We start from the raw sequence: 17,736 nt of genomic DNA, 5'->3' as shown, positions 1-17,736 counted from the left end.
GCTTGATGCCTGCGAACCGGATCGTTCTGGACGTGCTGAAGGGCGAGACGGTGTTTCCGCCGCCGCTCTGGATGATGCGCCAGGCCGGGCGCTATCTGCCGGAATACAGGGAAGCGCGCAAACGGGCGGGTTCCTTTCTCGACCTCTGCTACAATCCCGATTTCGCCGTCGAGGTGACCCTGCAGCCGATCGAGCGCTTCGACTTCGACGCATCGATCCTGTTTTCCGATATTCTGGTCGTGCCGCATGCGCTGGGCCGTGACCTGCGTTTCGAGGAGGGACGCGGGCCGATGATGACGCCGATCACGGCCGCTGAAATCGCGGTGCTGGACGGCGAAGCGTTTCACGTGAATCTCGAACCGGTTTATGAAACGGTGCGGCGCTTGCGCCGAAAACTACCGGACAAGACCACGCTGATCGGTTTTTGCGGTGCGCCATGGACCGTCGCGACCTATATGGTCGCCGGGCATGGAACGCCCGACCAGGCGCCGACGCGGTTGTTCGCCTACCGCGAACCGGCGGCGTTTGCCCGCCTGATTTCCATTCTTGCCGACTATTCGGCCGCCTATCTCATTCGCCAGATAGAGGCGGGTGTGGATGCCGTGCAAATCTTCGATTCGTGGTCCGGCATACTGGACGAGCCCTCCTTCGAAGCCTTTTGCGTTGCGCCCGTTACAGAAATCGTGAGGCAGGTGCGCGCCGTCTATCCGGACGTGCCGATCATCGGCTTTCCCAAGGGGGCCGGTGCGCATTATGCGACCTATCGCCAGAAGACCGGGGTGACGGGGCTTGGCATCGACTGGACGATGCCCCTGTCGGCAGCACGGGAGCTTCAGAAGCAGGGCGCGGTACAAGGCAATCTCGACCCGCTGCGCCTGACGGCTGGAGGTGCGGCGCTGACCGACGGCGTCAGCGCCATCTTGAAGGCGCTGGGCGGTGGACCGTTGATCTTCAATCTGGGGCACGGCATTACGCCGCAAACGCCCGTCGCTCATGTCGAGCAGATGGTGAAAATGGTACGGGGCGCTGCGCGATGACGGTTAACCCTTCCGAAACCAACGGTGCGCACGCGATGAAGCGGGTTATCGTCTCAGGCATCGTGTTTGCCGTGCTGATCGGCCTGCTTTTCTGGCTGCTGCCGCTGTCGTTCTACCCTTGGGCGAAAGCCATTCATGTCGTCGCCGTCATCGCGTGGATGGCCGGCATGCTCTATCTGCCCCGGCTTTTCGTCTATCACGTCGATGCCGAAACGGGCTCCGTGCAGTCCGAGACGTTCAAGGTCATGGAGCGGCGCCTGTTGCGCGGCATCATCAATCCGGCGATGCTGGCCACCTGGGCGTTCGGCCTCTGGCTGGCCTGGACGGGCTTCGGCTTCCAGGGCGGTTGGCTGCATACGAAGATCGCGCTGGTGGTGGCGATGTCGGCGGTGCATGGCTATCTGTCCGGGGCGGTGCGGAAATTCGCGCAGGATCGGAACACGAAATCGGCCGGGCACTGGCGCATCGTCAACGAAGTCCCTACATTGCTGATGGTCCTCATCGTGATCCTGGTGATCGTGAAGCCTTTCTGAGGTTCTTACGATGCGTAAAAGCCCGCTTGCTCTTTCGCCGATCCGGCGATAAAAGGCGGGTCTTCCTTCCCGCCATGCGCCGCCCTTGTCTGTTTGCGGCCGCGCCGGCACTCATCGCATTCCGCCGATAAATTTCCCCTCGCTCATTCAGAGTCCGTCTATGCAGGAAATGAAACTCACCGAGTTCAAGAACAAGAAGCCGCCGGAGCTGATCGCTTACGCCGAATCGCTCGAGGTCGAGAACGCCAGCGTCATGCGCAAGCAGGAACTGATGTTCGCGATCCTGAAAAAGCTGGCCGCCCAGGATGTCGAGATCATCGGCGACGGCGTCGTCGAGGTGCTGCAGGACGGTTTCGGCTTCCTGCGCTCGGCCAATGCCAACTATCTTCCAGGTCCGGACGATATCTATATCTCGCCGTCGCAGATAAGGCGCTTTTCGCTGAAAACCGGCGATACAGTCGAAGGGCCGATCCGCAGCCCGAAGGAAGGCGAACGCTATTTCGCGCTGCTCAAGGTCAATACGATCAATTTCGACGACCCGGAGAAGATCCGGCACAAGATTCACTTCGACAATCTGACGCCGCTATATCCGACGCAGCGGCTGAAAATGGAATTGGAGGTTCCGACCTCCAAGGATATTTCACCGCGCGTCATCGACCTGGTCGCGCCGCTCGGCAAGGGCCAGCGCGCGCTGATCGTGGCGCAGCCGCGTACCGGCAAGACGGTTCTGTTGCAGAACATCGCGCATTCGATCACCACCAACCACCCGGAATGCTATCTGATCGTGCTTCTGATCGACGAGCGGCCGGAAGAAGTCACCGACATGCAGCGTTCGGTGAAGGGCGAGGTCGTTTCCTCGACCTTCGACGAACCGGCGGTGCGCCACGTTCAGGTCGCAGAGATGGTCATCGAAAAGGCCAAGCGCCTGGTCGAGCATGGCCGCGACGTCGTCATCCTGCTCGATTCGATCACGCGTCTTGGGCGCGCCTACAACACCGTCGTGCCGTCATCCGGCAAGGTGCTGACCGGCGGCGTCGACGCCAACGCCCTGCAGCGCCCCAAGCGCTTCTTCGGCGCTGCGCGCAACATCGAGGAAGGCGGCTCACTGACCATCATCGCCACCGCGTTGATCGACACCGGCAGCCGCATGGACGAAGTTATCTTCGAAGAGTTCAAGGGTACCGGCAACTCGGAAATCGTGCTCGACCGCAAGGTCGCGGACAAGCGCATTTATCCGGCCATGGACATCCTCAAGTCGGGTACCCGCAAGGAGGACCTGCTGGTCCAGAAATCCGATCTGCAGAAGATCTTCGTGCTGCGCCGTATCCTCGCCCCGATGGGCACTACCGACGCCATCGAGTTCCTGATCGACAAGCTGAAGCAGACGAAATCCAACGCCGATTTCTTCGATTCGATGAATACCTGATCGGGAACGCCCGACTGGAGCGGGGGACGCCCGGAGTAATCCGGGCTCAGCCTGCTGACAAACCGTTGGCGAATCCACGCCGTCATTCTCGGTCTTGTGCCGCTGATGACGGCGTGTGAACAGATGTCTTTGTCAATGAACTGCACCCGGATTTATCCGGGCTGGTGCTCTATTATGTGGGCATCGGATTTTGCCAAAAACCGGTGACGTTTTTCGGTTCGATGCTGTGGTCGTCAGTTGCGGCGCAATTTGGCTTCCAGTTCGAGCGGGTCCGCTATTGCAGGCAGGCACATCTGACCGGAGCACAAATACGCACCGGCGCGGTCCGTGGGTGGCAAAGCGCCGCCCGGCAGTACGGGTAGATTCGGAGCCGTTCCGATTGGGATGAACACATCGACCCGGCGGGGGTCGGGATTCCGATTCGCAACCGTAACGAGCTGGGGCTCTGTGGGGTTTTCCACCACCACGAGCTTCAACGGTTCGATCACCAGCGCACATGCATTAACGATGCCGGCCTGCCCGTAAGTCTGCTTCGCGGCCCGTCCGGCTGCGTGTTCAGCCACCAGACCGGCGTGCCTCTCCAGTTGCTCATCGCCCGTCAGAGACGATAGAAGCGATAGCGCCTCGATGATCTGGCTTGTTGCCGACGCAATGGCTTCGTCCACATCGCCTCTTATACGCATCGGAACATCGGCGCTGTCGGATGCGGTCAGATAGTAGCCTGTCTGTTCGGCGTCGGCATGCCAGCGGTCGAGTTGGCTCAGGAATTGCTGAGCATGGGCAATGTACTGCCGGTTGGTCGTTGCCTCGAAGAGTGCCACGGCAGCACGGATCATGGCGGCGTAGTCGCTCGAAAGGGCGGGAAACAGCTTCTGGCCGCTAAGCATGGAGTGCGGCAGTCTGCCGGCCTCGCTCGCACCCGCGATGGAGGCGAAGGCTGTCTCGGCGGCTGCGATCCAGTCGGTCCAGCCAAGGGCGCGACCGGTCTCGGCAAGGGCCGCTATCATCAACCCGTTCCAGTCCGTCAGCACCTTGTCGTCTCGCGCCGGCCTTACCCGGCCCTCGCGGACGGCCAGCAGCCTTGCCTTGAGGGGCGCCAGTTCGGCCTGGGCGTGTGTGCTCTCGCTGCGTTGCGGGTCGGTCTGGTGGAGGATAGGTTCGCCTTCCCATCCGGCCGGCGCGGAAAGCGTCAGATATTTGAACAGCGCGCTGGAATCGTCTCCCAGCGCGGCGTCGATTCCGCTCCGCGTCCAGGTATAGAAGAGCCCCTCCTCGCCGTCGCTGTCCGCGTCCAGGCTGGAAGCAAAAGCCCCGCCTTCGGCGCGCATTTCTCGAAACAGCCAATCGACGGTCTCTTCGATTCGGATACGGAACAAATCATTGCCGGTCTGGGCGTAGGCCCAGCTGCAAAGCCGGAGAAGCTGGGCATTGTCGTAGAGCATCTTCTCGAAATGCGGGACAAGCCAGGCTGCATCGGTGGAATAGCGGCTGAGGCCACCGCCGATGTGGTCGTAGATGCCGCCGCCAAGCATTTTTTCGAGGCTGACGAGCACGCCATCGCGATGCGCGGGGTTCCCGTGCTTGAGCCAGGAAAGCCACAATGTCTGCATGAACGGGGCGTTGGGGAATTTCGGTGCGCCGCGAAACCCGCCGGCCTGCATGTCGATCATGCCGTAAACGCCTTCGGCAAGGGACGCCAGGGCGCTCGGATCGAGCGTGCCTTTTGGGTGCGTGCCGGCCAGCCGCGCCTCGACATGCCGGATGAGCCCGTCGGCGCTTTCTGCGAGATCAACCTTCTTTTCCTCCCATGCCTTGGCTACGGCCTCCAATATCTGCACGAAACCCGGCCGCCCGTAGCGCGGCTCCGGCGGAAAATAGGTCCCGCCCCAGAAAGGCTTGCCTTGCGGCGTCAAAAACATGGTCAGCGGCCAACCGCCCTGCTCTCCCATCGCACTCAGAGCCGCCATATAGATCTGGTCGATGTCGGGCCGCTCCTCGCGATCGACCTTGATATTGATGAAATGCCGGTTCATGAGAGCCGCGACCGCCTCGTTCTCGAAGCTTTCATGGGCCATCACATGGCACCAATGGCAGGCGGCATAGCCGATGGAAAGCAGGATTGGGCGATCCAGCGCCTGAGCTTCTGCGAGTGCGGCCGGCGACCACCCGCGCCAATGGACCGGATTGTGGCTATGCTGCCGAAGGTAGGGGCTGGTTTCGGCGGCGAGCAGGTTTTGCGGGGGCATGGGCACGGCGTGTTCAATCTGCGATAGGGCTTTTGTTACCAAGCGTAGAAGGGTTCGGTGAGGCCGGCAATGATATTCACGGATACGATTGTAGCGCTTTCCAGCGGACGGCTGCCGGCGGGTGTCGCGGTGGTCCGTATATCCGGCTCACAAAGCCGATTCGTAGCCGAAACGATTTCCGGCCCGATTCCTCCTCCACGCCAGGCGAGCTATCGGACCTTGAGGAACGGTGACGGTGGGGTGCTTGACCGTGGCCTTGTGCTCTTTTTCCCCGGACCGGGAAGCTTCACTGGCGAAGATAGTGCGGAATTTCACGTTCATGGAAGTCGTGCTGTCGTCGCGGCGCTGCTTGATTGCCTCGTTTCCTTTCCGGGGGTTCGCCATGCCGAACCCGGCGAGTTCACGCGGCGCGCATTTCTTAATGGCAAGCTGGACCTGACCGAGACTGAAGCGTTGGCCGACCTGCTCAACGCTGAAACGGAAGCACAGCGGCGTTTCGCCATGTTCAATGCTTCCGGCGCCCAAAGCGAACTCTATGGCGCATGGCGAAAGCGCCTGATTCATGCCCGCGCCATGGTGGAAGCCGATATCGACTTTGCCGATGAGGAAGATGTGCCGGGCTCGGTTGCGGATTCGGTGTGGAGGGACGTCGACGCGCTGCAGAGCGAGATGGAGACGCATATCGAAGGCTTCCATGCGGCGGAAATCATGCGTGACGGCTATGATGTAGTAATCGTTGGCGCACCGAACGCCGGCAAGTCCAGTCTTCTCAACGCATTGGCGCGCCGGGACGCGGCCATCGTTACGGAGGAAGCGGGCACGACGCGCGATCTGATCGAGGTAGCGCTGGATATAGGCGGGCTGCGTGTTCGGGTGACGGACACGGCAGGTATCCGCGCCGGTGCCGGTTCTGTCGAGGCCATCGGCATCGAGCGGGCACGTGAGCGGGCACATTCGGCCGATCTGGTCCTGGTCCTGCTGGACATTAACGCACCGGTACCGGTTGACCTGGATTTCGGAGGTATTGCGACGTTGAGGATCGGTACCAAATCTGATCTCGTAGCACGACCGGCAGCAGAGCAGTTTGATCTGGCTGTCTCGACAAGAGATGGGCAAGGTCTCGGTGAGCTTCTTGCGAAGATCGGTGCGCGCGCAGCAGAAGCGGTAGGAAGCGCCGGTGACGTCCTGCCGTCACGCGCGCGCCATGTCGAACTGCTTAGGGAGACGGTGTGCTATATGCAGGAAGCGGTTCATTCGACCGACCTCGCGCCGGAACTTCGTTGTGAATCGCTACGGCTTGCAGGCCATACACTGGGCCGGATCGTGGGTACGGTCGACGTTGAAGACCTGCTTGACGTCATATTTTCGCAGTTTTGCATCGGCAAATGATTCACGTGAGACATTGAGCAGGACCTGGCGTGACTCACGTGAAACAACCAGGGGTGAAATGCCGTGGTGGGTGTTTCACGTGAAACTTTTCCCGCCATCGTCTTGACACGGTGCCGTTCCCGATTACACCGCGATAAACCCCGGAGCCCGCCATGCGCGAAAACTACGATGTCATTGTTGTCGGTGGCGGCCACGCTGGATGCGAGGCCGCCAGCGCGGCTGCTCGAGCCGGCGCGCATACGGCGTTGGTTACGTTGCGCTTTGACACGATCGGCGTCATGTCCTGTAACCCGGCTATCGGTGGCCTCGGTAAGGGACATCTCGTGCGTGAGGTCGACGCGATGGACGGGTTGATGGCGCGGGTTGCCGACGCGGCCGGCATACAGTTTCGTATGCTGAATCGGCGCAAGGGGCCGGCCGTTCGCGGCCCACGGGCGCAGGCGGACCGAAAACTGTATCGCCTGGCCATGCAGGCAGCGATACGCGAGCAATCCCGGCTTGAGGTTGTCGAGGGCGAAGTCCTCGATTTCGAGATCGTGGACGGCAGAATTGGGGCGGTCATTCTCAGTGATGGTCGCCGTCTTACGTGCGGCGCTGTTGTCTTGACCACCGGGACGTTCTTGCGGGGGCTGATTCATATCGGCGAGCGCAAGATCGTGGCTGGGCGCATGAACGAGCAGGCCTCACTCGGGCTGTCGGCGACCATGGCGCGGATAGGGTTTACGCTGGGCAGGCTCAAGACAGGGACGCCGCCTCGCCTCGACGGGCGAACGATCGATTGGGCATCTCTGGCAAGCCAGGCGGCAGACGAAGATCCAGTTCCCTTCTCACTCATGACGGATGCGATCCGGAACCCGCAGATCGATTGCGGAATTACCCGTACTACACCGGCGACTCATGACCTTGTCCGCGCAAATCTCGGGCGGTCGGCCATGTATTCCGGCTCGATCCAGGGTATCGGGCCACGGTATTGTCCTTCGATCGAAGACAAGATCGTCAAGTTCGGCGACCGGGATGGGCATCAGATATTCCTGGAACCGGAGGGGCTGGACGATCACACCGTCTATCCGAACGGAATTTCCACGTCGCTGCCCGAAGACGTTCAGCTCGACCTGCTCAAGACCATCCCCGGTCTTGAACGGGCCGCCATGCTGCAACCGGGTTATGCCATCGAATACGATCATATCGACCCGCGCGAACTGGAACCGACGTTGGAGGCAAAGCGTGTGGGCGGACTGTTTCTCGCGGGCCAGATCAACGGGACGACGGGCTATGAAGAGGCCGCGGCCCAAGGGCTGGTCGCTGGCCTTAATGCGGCGCGGCTAGCAGCCGATGGCGCGCCTATCATGCTCAGCCGGACGGAGGCGTATATCGGGGTGATGATCGACGATCTGACCAGCCGCGGCATCGCCGAGCCTTACCGGATGTTCACGTCGCGCGCCGAGTTCAGGCTTTCGTTGCGCGCCGACAATGCAGACGAGCGTCTCACATCTATGGCTGAAGACCTGGGCATTGTTTCAAACGAGCGAAGCCGACGCTTCAAGCAAGGCCGGGAACGGTTGGATATGGCTCGTAAATTGGCGGTTTCCGTCAGCGTAACCCCAACCGAAGCCGGCAAGCATGGGCTCGAAGTCAACAGGGATGGGGTGCGCCGATCCGCCTATGATCTGTTGAATTATCCCGGAGTCGATGTCGCCTGGCTTGCTCGCCTTGATCCGGCCTTCGCGCAGATTGACAGCAAGACGGCGGAACATTTGGAGACTGAGGCGAAATATGCGGTTTACCTGGACCGGCAGAAGGCTGGTGTCGAACAGATCCGGTTCGAGGAAGGCCGTTTGATTCCTGCCGATTTCGATTTCGGCGGCATATCCGGCCTATCGAACGAGCTGAAGCAAAAGCTGATGGAACGCCTGCCGCGGTCTGTGGCGGATGCGCAGCGTATGGAGGGCATGACTCCGGCCGCGCTCGCCCTTGTCGTTGCGCATGTGGCCAACGCGGAAGCCTCGGCGCGCCGGGGTGCGGCATGAGCGCGCTTCATCGATCCGTTTCCGACATCGCAGGGCCGGTTTCACGTGAAACATTTGAACGGCTCCAAACGTTCGAGCAAATGTTCCAGAAATGGAACAGGAGCATCAATCTGGTGGCCGGATCTACGGCGGCGGACGTGTGGGAGCGCCATATCCTCGACAGTGCCCAGCTTCTTCGGCTGGCGCCGACGGCGAATCGCTGGGTCGATTTGGGCTCCGGCGGCGGGTTTCCGGGCTTGATCCTTGGCTTTCTGCTCGCCGAGCGGCAAGGGGCTGTTGTTCACTTGATTGAGAGCAATCGCAAGAAAGCGTCCTTCCTGCAGACGGTGACGGGCCAGTTTAATCTGCCGGCGCGTGTCCACGCACGGCGTATCGAGGACAGCTATCCTCTTGTTATCGAACCGCAAATCGTCACCGCTCGAGCGCTCGCGCCGCTGCCGTTACTGCTCGGCCTGGCTGCGCCATGGCTGACCGGTGGGGCAATTGCGCTCTTTCACAAAGGCCGGGATTACCGGAGCGAGGTGGAAGAAAGCACTCAACGCTGGTCTTTCGATCTGATAGAACATGCAAGCATGATCGACCCGCAAGGCGCCATTCTCGAAATTCGGAACCTGCGGTCGCTATGATGGGCAGTAGCCTCGCAATGGACGCAAATTCTTCGGCAAAAACATGATCGCACCCCGTATCATCACAGTTGCGAACCAGAAGGGCGGCGTCGGCAAGACCACGACTGCCATCAATCTGGCAACCGCGCTGGCCGCCATCGGCGAGCAGGTGTTGATTATCGACCTCGATCCGCAGGGAAACGCCAGCACCGGTCTCGGCATCGAACGCCGCGATCGCTCCGTATCGTCTTATGATGTGCTGACGGGTGCGCTGGGCATCGAGGAAGCGGCGATGCCGACGGCGGTACCCGGCCTGTCGATCGTGCCCTCGACGCTCGATTTGCTCGGGGTCGAGATGGAATTGTCGACGGCGCCGGATCGCGTCTTGCGCCTGCGCAACGCCATTCGCGCATCCTTCGAGCGCGCCGCTAATTTCACTTATGTGCTGATCGACTGCCCGCCGTCTCTCAATCTGCTGACGCTCAATTCGATGGCCGCCGCCGATTCCGTGCTGGTGCCGCTGCAGTGCGAATTCTTCGCGCTGGAGGGGCTGAGCCAGTTGCTGGAAACGGTCGAGCAGGTTCGGCGCACCATCAACCCCGATTTGACGATCCAGGGCATCGTGCTGACCATGTATGACGGCCGCAACAATCTTGCCAATCAGGTAGTGCAGGATGTGCGCACCCATATGGGTGACAAGGTCTATGAAACGGTGATCCCGCGCAATGTGCGGGTTTCCGAGGCTCCTTCCTATGGCAAGCCGGCAATCCTCTATGACCTCAAATGCACCGGCAGCCAGGCCTATCTGCAACTCGCTTCCGAAGTGATCCGGCGCGAGCGCAGGCTGCGCGCGGCATGAAATCCATTCGGCTACGAAACGATTCGAGCGGGACATGAACGAAGACCCTTCCAGAAAGCGACTCGGCCGCGGCTTGGCGGCATTGATCGGAGAAATCGACCGCCCGGCGGAGCCGGACAGGCAGTCGGCGCCGGCAGACGGGCGCGTGCCGATCGAGTTCCTGTCGCCAAACCCCAAAAACCCACGCCGCCAGTTCGGCGATGCCGATCTGACCGATCTGGCGCAATCCATCCGAGAGCATGGCGTTATGCAGCCCGTGATAGCCCGGCCCTCGCCGACGCAGGCGGGCCGCTATGAGATCATTGCCGGCGAGCGCCGCTGGCGGGCGGCGCAGCGGGCCGGCCTGACCGACATTCCGGTAATTATCCGCGACGTCAACGATCGCACGGCGCTGGAACTGGCGATTATCGAGAACGTCCAGCGCACGGATCTCAACGCGGTGGAGGAGGCGCTGGGCTACCAGAACCTCATCGACGACCACGGTTACACGCAGGCCGACCTCGGGCAGGTTATCGGCAAGAGCCGCAGCCATGTCGCCAACACGCTACGGCTCCTGAAGCTGCCGGATGTCATCCGTGACATGGTGGTCGATGGTGCTCTGTCGGCCGGGCATGCGCGCACGCTGGTTACGGCCGAAGACCCGGCAGGCCTCGCCAGGCGGATCGTCGAGGGCGGGCTATCTGTGCGGCAGGCCGAGGCATTGGCGCAGCAACCAGCAGGTGCGCCATCGCAGAAGCGGCCAAGTGAACCGACGCATAAGGATGCCGATACGCTGGCGCTGGAGAAGCTTTTATCGGACGCCATCGGCATGAAAGTCGCGATAGCGCACAAGGATGGCGGTGGCGAGGTCCGCGTCACCTACCGTACGCTCGAACAACTGGACGATCTCTGCCGCCGGCTGAAGCAGGAACGATAGGGGCTGCCGTCGCATTTCGGGATGGGTGCGGTTGGGAGCACGTTTTGCCTGCCAATTTTTCATATATTTAGCCGACTAGTTATTTTGCCGCAAGCAGAAGACGGGCTTCGGTCCGTCCGATCAAAGCTGCGTCAGCGGCGTTGTAGCCGGGCACTTTCAACCGCAATGCCGAGCAGCGCCTGCCGAGCCAGCGCCGTGGCCAGGTTCTGGCGCTGGCGGGTCTGGAGCACGGCGTTCTGAAGTCGCGCCAGCGCGCGGGCCAGCGCATCCGCACTCCACCGCTCCACCGCTTTTTCCATCAGCTTGCGCCGGGCAAAGAAAATCGGTGGCTTCTGGGCCGCGACGGCGCCGGCGGCATTCTGCCGGCCTGTATCGACAGCGCCGCGCATAATCTGGATGGCCTGCATCTGGCGCATGGCCGCCGAAAGCACCAGAAAGGCCTGCCCGTTGCCGCTTTGGCAATGCTGGGTGAAGGCCGAGTCGAAATCGCTTATCCTGCCCTCGAGCAGCGCGTCGACGGCATCGTCAAAGGACTGGCCGGAAATGTCCCCGGTCATCGCCCTGACATCGCCCAGCGTAATTTCACGCGCCCCGTGGGCATAGAGCAGAAGCTTTTCAATCTCTCCGCGCGAGGCGAGGCGGTCGCCGCCGAGATTGCGGCGCAGCGCCTGGCGCGCCTCCATGGTTATCGTCATGCCGGCCTTGCCCAGCTCGTCGTCGATAACCGCATCGATGTCCCTGTCCTCGTCGGCGTAGCACGGTAGCGCCATGGCACTTGCCGCTCCTTCGACCACGGCCCGCAACCCGACGCCCTTCTTCAGCTCGCCCGCCTCGATCAGAATGACGGCGTCACGCGGCGGCTCGGCCACCAGCAGCTTGATATCGTCGGCGAGGCGCTTGTGGGCACCCGCATTGCGCAACCAGAGCAGTCGGCGATCCGAAAACATCGACACGGTGCGCGCCTCGTCCAGCAAGCGGCCTTCGTCGCGGTCGATTTCGCCGGCGTCGAGCCGCACGACGGAAAACGGATCGTCGAGCGGCAGGCCGGTCTTGCCGGCAAAGATGCGGGCACGCTCCGCCACCAGCCCGCGATCTGGACCGTAGAGCAACACGATGGAGATGCGCGGGTCCGGGCGCGCCAGCCAGGAATCGACTTCGTACGCTTTCTTCTGTGCCATTTTTTCTCCCTATCACGCTCTGCAGAAAGCGTGAACGGGTTTGCCATGCCGGCGAGCGCGCGCTTGCGCAGCAATCGATCCGCAACGGAGCGTCCGGCATGCCGTTTGTTGCGGGCGGACTGCTACGAAAAACCGGAAATTGCGTGCCGTTACTGCCACAATGGCCCGCGACGGGAGGCAGTACGCATAACAGGCACTGACTCCGCTTTGTGCTGGCCTTGCAGCCCAAATATGCAACAATCTGTCTGGTGATAACGGAGTGACAGCCATGGCCGACGCTGGAATTCTGCATTTCCATGTTCCCGAGCCGGAGGTCAGGCCGGGCGGTACGCCGGATTTTTCCAACGTGCCGATCCCCAAAGCCGGATCGGTGCCGCGTCCGGAGATCGATGTCGATCCGCGCGATATCCGCGACCTCGCCTTTTCCATCATCCGCGTGCTCAATCGTTCCGGCGAAGCGGTCGGGCCGTGGGCTGGGCTGCTCACCGACGATGAATTGCTCGAAGGCCTGCGCAACATGATGACGTTGCGGACCTTCGATACGCGCATGCAGATGGCGCAGCGCCAGGGCAAGACCTCGTTTTACATGCAGCATCTGGGCGAGGAGGCGGTCAGCACGGCGTTTCGCAAGGCGCTCTCGCCCGGCGACATGAATTTCCCGACCTACCGGCAGGCCGGCCTGCTCCTCGCCGACGGCTATCCGATGGTCACGATGATGAACCAGATCTACTCCAACGAGAAGGATCCGTTGAAGGGCCGCCAGCTTCCGATCATGTATTCGTCGAAGGAGCACGGTTTCTTTTCGATTTCCGGCAATCTGGCGACCCAATATATACAGGCGGTCGGTTGGGCGATGGCCTCGGCAATCAGCGGCGACACGAAGATTGCGGCAGGTTGGATCGGCGACGGCTCCACCGCGGAGTCTGACTTCCATTCGGCACTCGTGTTCGCGTCCACCTACAAGGCGCCGGTGATCTTGAACGTCGTCAATAACCAGTGGGCGATCTCCACCTTCCAGGGCATCGCGCGTGGCGGGGCCGGCACGTTTGCGGCGCGGGGGCTCGGCTTCGGCATTCCCGCCTTGCGCGTCGACGGCAATGACTATCTCGCGGTTCACGCAGTCGCCAAATGGGCCGCTGAGCGGGCGCGCCGCAATTTCGGCCCGACGCTGATCGAATATGTCACCTACCGCGCCGGCGCGCATTCCAGTTCCGACGACCCGTCCGCCTATCGGCCGAAGACTGAATCCGACGCCTGGCCGCTTGGCGATCCGATCATGCGCCTGAAAAACCATCTGCTTCTGCGCGGTGTCTGGTCCGATGAGCGTCATGCCCAAGCCGAGGCGGAAATTCTCGATACGGTGATCGCCGCGCAAAAGGAAGCCGAGAACCATGGCACGCTGCACTCTGGCGGCAAGCCGTCGACACGCGACATGTTCGAGGGGCTTTATGCCGAGATGCCGCCGCATCTGCGACGCCAGCGCCAGCAGGCGGGGGTCTGACCATGCCGCGCAAGACCATGATCGAGGCGATCCGCGACGCCATGGACGTGACGATGGAGCGAGACGAGAAAGTCGTCGTGTTCGGCGAAGATGTCGGTTTCTTCGGCGGCGTCTTCCGCTGTACGCAGGGGCTGCAGGCGAAATACGGCAAGAGCCGCTGTTTCGATGCGCCGATCAACGAATCCGGTATCGTCGGCGCTGCCATCGGCATGGCGGCCTACGGGCTGCGCCCTTGCGTGGAAATCCAGTTTGCCGACTACATGTTTCCTGCCTACGACCAGCTTAGCCAGGAAGCGGCTCGGCTGCGCTATCGCTCGAACGGCGATTTCACCTGCCCGATCGTGGTGCGGATGCCGACCGGCGGCGGCATTTTCGGCGGCCAGACCCACAGCCAGAGCCCGGAAGCTTTGTTTACGCACGTCTCCGGTCTGAAAACGGTGGTGCCGTCCAATCCGCATGACGCCAAGGGCATGCTGATCGCGGCGATCGAAGACCCGGATCCGGTCATCTTCCTGGAACCTAAACGGCTCTATAATGGGCCCTTTGACGGACATCATGAGCGCCCGGTAACGGCTTGGTCCAAGCATGAGTTGGGCGAGGTGCCGGACGGGCATTACACCGTACCGCTCGGCAAGGCCGCGATCCGCCGGGCCGGCTCCGCCGTTACCGTGCTGGCCTATGGAACCATGGTCTACGTGGCGCAGGCGGCGGCCGAGGAAACCGGCATCGACGCCGAGATCATCGACCTGCGCACGCTGCTGCCGCTCGATCTCGATGCAATCGTGACGTCGGTGAAAAAGACCGGGCGCTGCGTGGTCGTGCATGAAGCGACATTGACCTCCGGCTTTGGCGCGGAACTGTGCGCGCTGGTGCAGGAGCATTGTTTCTACCATCTGGAAGCGCCTGTCGTGCGGGTTGCCGGCTGGGATACGCCCTATCCGCATGCGCAGGAGTGGGACTATTTTCCGGGGCCGGCCCGCGTTGGCCGAGCGCTTGTCGAGACGATGGAGGCTTAGATGGGCGAACATGTCATCAAGCTGCCGGACGTGGGTGAAGGCGTCGCCGAGGCCGAACTGGTCGAATGGCATGTCAAGATAGGCGACCTGGTGCGCGAGGATGCGTTGCTGGCCGCCGTGATGACCGATAAGGCGACCGTCGAGATTCCTTCCCCGGTCGAAGGCGAGATTCTCTGGCTTGGCGCCGAGATCGGCGACACGGTCGCGGTCGGCTCGCCCATCGTTCGGCTGAAGGTGGCAGGCGAGGGGAATGTCGCGGCGGGTGCGGCAAGTGCAATTCCGGTCGCGCAGGACACCCCCATCCCTGCTGGGGCGAGCCACGGGTCTCGCCCATCCTTCGGACCCCCACAAGGGGGAGGGGAATACGTCACCCCCTCAGACAATCCGGCTGCGACTCCATTTGACATTGCTTCGACAACAAAGCGACCGGCCGCAACAGAATCCCCCTCCTCCTTGTGGGGAGGGGTTAGGGGTGGGGGTAATGGCGATCCCGCCGCGAAATCCGTGGGAAGCTCTCTCGCCTCAGGCGCACCTCGCCCCGAAGGCGAAAAACCGCTTGCGTCGCCCGCCGTGCGGCTGCGTGCCAAGGAAGCCGGCATCGATCTTCGTCAAGTTCCGGGCGGCGGCCCGGCCGGCCGCATAAGCCACGAGGACATCGAGGCTTTTCTGGCGCGCGGACCTCAAGCCTCCAAACCCTCGGGGCTCATGCGCAACGATGCCGTCGAAGAGATAAAGATCGTCGGCCTGCGAAGAAAAATCGCGGAAAAAATGGCGCTGTCGGCGTCGCGCATTCCGCACATCACTTATGTCGAGGAGGTCGATGTCACGGCGCTCGAGGAATTGCGCGCAGTGCTCAACAAGGAGAAGCGCGCGGACCGGGTGAAGCTGACGCTGCTGCCCTTCCTGATGCGGGCGATGGTCAGGGCGACTGCCGAGCAGCCGCAGGTCAATGCGCTGTTCGACGACGAGGCCGGCATCGTGCGCCAATATGGCGGCGTGCATATCGGCATTGCCGCGCAAACGCCGTCCGGCCTGATGGTGCCGGTGGTGCGCCATGCCGAAGCGCGCGACATTTTCGATTGCGGGGCCGAAGTTTCCCGGCTTGCCGAGGCCGCGAAATCGGGCACGGCGACGCGCGAGGAACTTTCCGGCTCGACTATCACCATTACTTCGCTTGGCGCGATGGGCGGCGTGGTGACGACGCCGGTCATCAACCACCCGGAAGTGGCGATCATCGGCGTCAACAAGATGATGGTTCGCCCGGTGTGGGACGGCACGCAGTTCATCCCGCGCAAGATGATGAACCTGTCGTCCAGTTTCGATCACCGGATCATCGATGGCTGGGACGCCGCCGTCTTCATCCAGCGCATCAAGACGCTGATGGAAACGCCGGCGCTGATTTTCGTGGAGGGGTGAGGCATGAAGGACATCGCCTGTAAGCTTCTTGTCATCGGCGCGGGTCCCGGCGGCTATGTCTGCGCTATCCGCGCCGGCCAACTCGGCATCGATACGGTGATCGTCGAGGCGGGCAAGCCGGGCGGCACCTGCCTCAATGTGGGCTGCATCCCTTCAAAGGCCTTGATCCATGCGGCGGAAGAGTTCGACAAGGTTTCGCACCTGGCTGCGGGAAACAGCCCGCTCGGCATTTCCACGAGCGCCCCGACGCTCGATCTGGCCAAAACCATAGCCTGGAAAGATTCTATCGTTAGTCGGCTTAACGGCGGCGTTGCAAGCCTGCTCAAAAAGGCTGGAGTCAAGACGGTTCCGGGCCGCGCAAGGTTTCGCGACGGCAAGACGGTCGAGGTCGAGACCGAGACCGGCATGCAGATAATTCGCGCGGAGACGGTGGTGATCGCCACCGGGTCGGCCCCGGTCGAATTGCCGTTTTTGCCATTCGGCGGGCCGGTTATCTCATCCACGGACGCTTTGGCCTTGACGGAAGTACCCAAAAGGCTGGCCGTGGTTGGCGGCGGTTATATCGGGCTTGAACTCGGCACCGCCTTGGCCAAACTCGGCTCCAAGGTGACGGTGGTCGAAGCTTTGCCGCGCATTCTCGCGCAATACGACGCCGAACTGACGCGGCCGGTGACAAAGCGGCTTGCAGAACTCGGCATCAAGGTTTTGACCGGCACCAAGGCGAAAGGACTTTCGGCCAAGGGCGATGCGCTGCTGGTCGAGGCGGCGGACGGCGCGGATCAGAAGATCGGGGCGGACAGGGTGCTCGTCACGGTCGGGCGCAGGCCGGTGACTGGCGGTTGGGGCCTCGAGGAAATCGACCTGGCGATGACTGGAAAATTCGTCCGCATCGACGACCAGTGCCGCAGCTCGATGCGCGGCGTCTTTGCCATTGGCGACGTCACCGGGGAGCCGATGCTGGCGCACCGGGCCATGGCGCAGGGCGAAATGGTGGCGGAGATCGTCGCCGGCCACAAGCGAAGCTGGGACAAGCGGGCGATTCCCGCCGTGTGCTTCACCGATCCCGAACTCGTCACCGCCGGCCTGTCGCCGGAAGAAGCGAAAAAGCTGGGGCTGGAGGTCAAGGTTGGAAACTTTCCGTTCGCCGCCAATGGCCGCGCCATGACCAGACAAGGAGAGGACGGGTTCGTGCGTGTGGTGGCGCGGGCCGACAACCATCTGGTGCTGGGCATCCAGGCGGTCGGGCAGGGTGTTTCGGAATTGTCGGCCGCCTTCGGCTTGGCGCTGGAAATGGGCGCGCGGCTGGAAGACATCGCCGGAACGATCCACGCACACCCGACGCAGGGCGAAGGGTTTCAGGAAGCGGCGCTCAAGGCGCTTGGGCATGCGCTGCATATCTGAGGTGCCGAACACTGTCTCGGCGTCCTCCCGGGCGATCGGAGCATAGCTCCGTGAGACCCGGGACCCATGCCGTGACGACAGCCGGGTCGGACGCGAACGTGTCAGCAGCCAGCAGCCAACCGCCATCGTCACGGTATGGATCCCGGATAGCCACGCCGTCGCTGACGCTCTGGCGCTGGCTTCCGG

Annotated in this window: 14 protein-coding genes; 12 read left to right on the top strand and 2 right to left on the bottom strand. The window is 62.2% G+C overall.

Annotation, left to right across the window (positions count from 1 at the left end; translation table 11 throughout):
• Positions 1-5 precede the first annotated feature (5 nt).
• The 3 genes from hemE to rho all read left to right on the top strand — a co-directional run bounded on the left by hemE (position 6) and on the right by rho (position 2,996).
• The gene (gene hemE, locus ACX3P1_RS08205) at positions 6-1,037 is read left to right on the top strand and encodes a uroporphyrinogen decarboxylase (protein WP_459079081.1); all 1,032 of its coding nucleotides are present in this window, start codon (positions 6-8) and stop codon (positions 1,035-1,037) included.
• Positions 1,034-1,570 (top strand): protoporphyrinogen oxidase HemJ, encoded by a 537-nt coding sequence (gene hemJ / locus ACX3P1_RS08200; protein ID WP_459079080.1) that lies wholly within the window; start codon positions 1,034-1,036, stop codon positions 1,568-1,570. Before hemE ends, hemJ begins: the two co-directional genes overlap by 4 nt.
• 160 nt (positions 1,571-1,730) lie before the next feature.
• Positions 1,731-2,996 carry a transcription termination factor Rho gene (gene rho / locus ACX3P1_RS08195; RefSeq protein WP_459079079.1) on the top strand — a complete coding sequence of 422 codons (1,266 nt, stop codon included), beginning with the start codon at positions 1,731-1,733 and terminating at the stop codon, positions 2,994-2,996.
• 233 nt (positions 2,997-3,229) lie between these two features.
• On the opposite strand, the gene ACX3P1_RS08190 is transcribed toward rho, so the two are convergent.
• A complete protein-coding gene (locus ACX3P1_RS08190; RefSeq protein WP_459079078.1) occupies positions 3,230-5,242 on the bottom strand; it encodes a thioredoxin domain-containing protein in 2,013 nt (670 codons plus the stop codon).
• Positions 5,243-5,311: 69 nt separating this feature from the next.
• Here ACX3P1_RS08190 and mnmE point away from each other — a divergent pair, with 69 nt between their 5' ends.
• From mnmE to ACX3P1_RS08165, 5 genes are all read left to right on the top strand, one after another.
• Entirely contained in the window at positions 5,312-6,631 is a 1,320-nt protein-coding gene (gene mnmE / locus ACX3P1_RS08185; RefSeq protein WP_459079077.1) for a tRNA uridine-5-carboxymethylaminomethyl(34) synthesis GTPase MnmE, read from the top strand.
• A 152-nt stretch (positions 6,632-6,783) separates the two neighbouring features.
• Positions 6,784-8,658 (top strand): tRNA uridine-5-carboxymethylaminomethyl(34) synthesis enzyme MnmG, encoded by a 1,875-nt coding sequence (gene mnmG / locus ACX3P1_RS08180; RefSeq protein ID WP_459079076.1) that lies wholly within the window; start codon positions 6,784-6,786, stop codon positions 8,656-8,658.
• Positions 8,655-9,284: a 16S rRNA (guanine(527)-N(7))-methyltransferase RsmG gene (gene rsmG, locus ACX3P1_RS08175; RefSeq protein WP_459079075.1), complete on the top strand. Its 630-nt coding sequence runs from the start codon at positions 8,655-8,657 to the stop codon at positions 9,282-9,284. The genes mnmG and rsmG overlap by 4 nt, the downstream gene beginning before the upstream one ends.
• A gap of 43 nt (positions 9,285-9,327) precedes the next feature.
• Positions 9,328-10,122: a ParA family protein gene (locus ACX3P1_RS08170; protein ID WP_459079074.1), complete on the top strand. Its 795-nt coding sequence runs from the start codon at positions 9,328-9,330 to the stop codon at positions 10,120-10,122.
• 34 nt (positions 10,123-10,156) lie between these two features.
• Entirely contained in the window at positions 10,157-11,038 is an 882-nt protein-coding gene (locus tag ACX3P1_RS08165; protein WP_459079073.1) for a ParB/RepB/Spo0J family partition protein, read from the top strand.
• Between the two features lie 131 nt (positions 11,039-11,169).
• On the opposite strand, the gene holA is transcribed toward ACX3P1_RS08165, so the two are convergent.
• On the bottom strand, positions 11,170-12,216 hold the full coding sequence (gene holA / locus ACX3P1_RS08160) for a DNA polymerase III subunit delta (RefSeq protein ID WP_459079072.1): 1,047 nt from the start codon (positions 12,214-12,216) through the stop codon (positions 11,170-11,172).
• Positions 12,217-12,484: 268 nt separating this feature from the next.
• On the opposite strand from holA, the gene ACX3P1_RS08155 reads away from it, so the two are divergent.
• From ACX3P1_RS08155 to lpdA, 4 genes are read left to right on the top strand one after another with little or no spacing between them, the layout of a single operon-like run.
• Positions 12,485-13,717 carry a thiamine pyrophosphate-dependent enzyme gene (locus ACX3P1_RS08155; protein ID WP_459079071.1) on the top strand — a complete coding sequence of 411 codons (1,233 nt, stop codon included), beginning with the start codon at positions 12,485-12,487 and terminating at the stop codon, positions 13,715-13,717.
• Between the two features lie 2 nt (positions 13,718-13,719).
• Entirely contained in the window at positions 13,720-14,733 is a 1,014-nt protein-coding gene (locus ACX3P1_RS08150) for an alpha-ketoacid dehydrogenase subunit beta (protein ID WP_459079070.1), read from the top strand.
• Positions 14,734-16,149 carry a dihydrolipoamide acetyltransferase family protein gene (locus ACX3P1_RS08145; protein WP_459079069.1) on the top strand — a complete coding sequence of 472 codons (1,416 nt, stop codon included), beginning with the start codon at positions 14,734-14,736 and terminating at the stop codon, positions 16,147-16,149.
• A gap of 3 nt (positions 16,150-16,152) precedes the next feature.
• Entirely contained in the window at positions 16,153-17,550 is a 1,398-nt protein-coding gene (lpdA, locus tag ACX3P1_RS08140) for a dihydrolipoyl dehydrogenase (RefSeq protein WP_459079068.1), read from the top strand.
• The last annotated feature ends 186 nt before the right edge of the window (positions 17,551-17,736 follow it).

The organism is Mesorhizobium sp. A623, assembly GCF_054489405.1.
Note: the sequence above shows the minus strand (reverse complement) of the source record. Positions and strands in the feature narration are given on the sequence as shown.

Coding starts and splice junctions, on each gene's coding strand:
- hemE (WP_459079081.1), top strand. CDS start 6: ATGCCTGCGAACCGGATCGTTCTGGACGTGCTGAAGGGCGAGACGGTG.
- hemJ (WP_459079080.1), top strand. CDS start 1,034: ATGACGGTTAACCCTTCCGAAACCAACGGTGCGCACGCGATGAAGCGG.
- rho (WP_459079079.1), top strand. CDS start 1,731: ATGCAGGAAATGAAACTCACCGAGTTCAAGAACAAGAAGCCGCCGGAG.
- ACX3P1_RS08190 (WP_459079078.1), bottom strand. CDS start 5,242: ATGCCCCCGCAAAACCTGCTCGCCGCCGAAACCAGCCCCTACCTTCGG.
- mnmE (WP_459079077.1), top strand. CDS start 5,312: ATGATATTCACGGATACGATTGTAGCGCTTTCCAGCGGACGGCTGCCG.
- mnmG (WP_459079076.1), top strand. CDS start 6,784: ATGCGCGAAAACTACGATGTCATTGTTGTCGGTGGCGGCCACGCTGGA.
- rsmG (WP_459079075.1), top strand. CDS start 8,655: ATGAGCGCGCTTCATCGATCCGTTTCCGACATCGCAGGGCCGGTTTCA.
- ACX3P1_RS08170 (WP_459079074.1), top strand. CDS start 9,328: ATGATCGCACCCCGTATCATCACAGTTGCGAACCAGAAGGGCGGCGTC.
- ACX3P1_RS08165 (WP_459079073.1), top strand. CDS start 10,157: ATGAACGAAGACCCTTCCAGAAAGCGACTCGGCCGCGGCTTGGCGGCA.
- holA (WP_459079072.1), bottom strand. CDS start 12,216: ATGGCACAGAAGAAAGCGTACGAAGTCGATTCCTGGCTGGCGCGCCCG.
- ACX3P1_RS08155 (WP_459079071.1), top strand. CDS start 12,485: ATGGCCGACGCTGGAATTCTGCATTTCCATGTTCCCGAGCCGGAGGTC.
- ACX3P1_RS08150 (WP_459079070.1), top strand. CDS start 13,720: ATGCCGCGCAAGACCATGATCGAGGCGATCCGCGACGCCATGGACGTG.
- ACX3P1_RS08145 (WP_459079069.1), top strand. CDS start 14,734: ATGGGCGAACATGTCATCAAGCTGCCGGACGTGGGTGAAGGCGTCGCC.
- lpdA (WP_459079068.1), top strand. CDS start 16,153: ATGAAGGACATCGCCTGTAAGCTTCTTGTCATCGGCGCGGGTCCCGGC.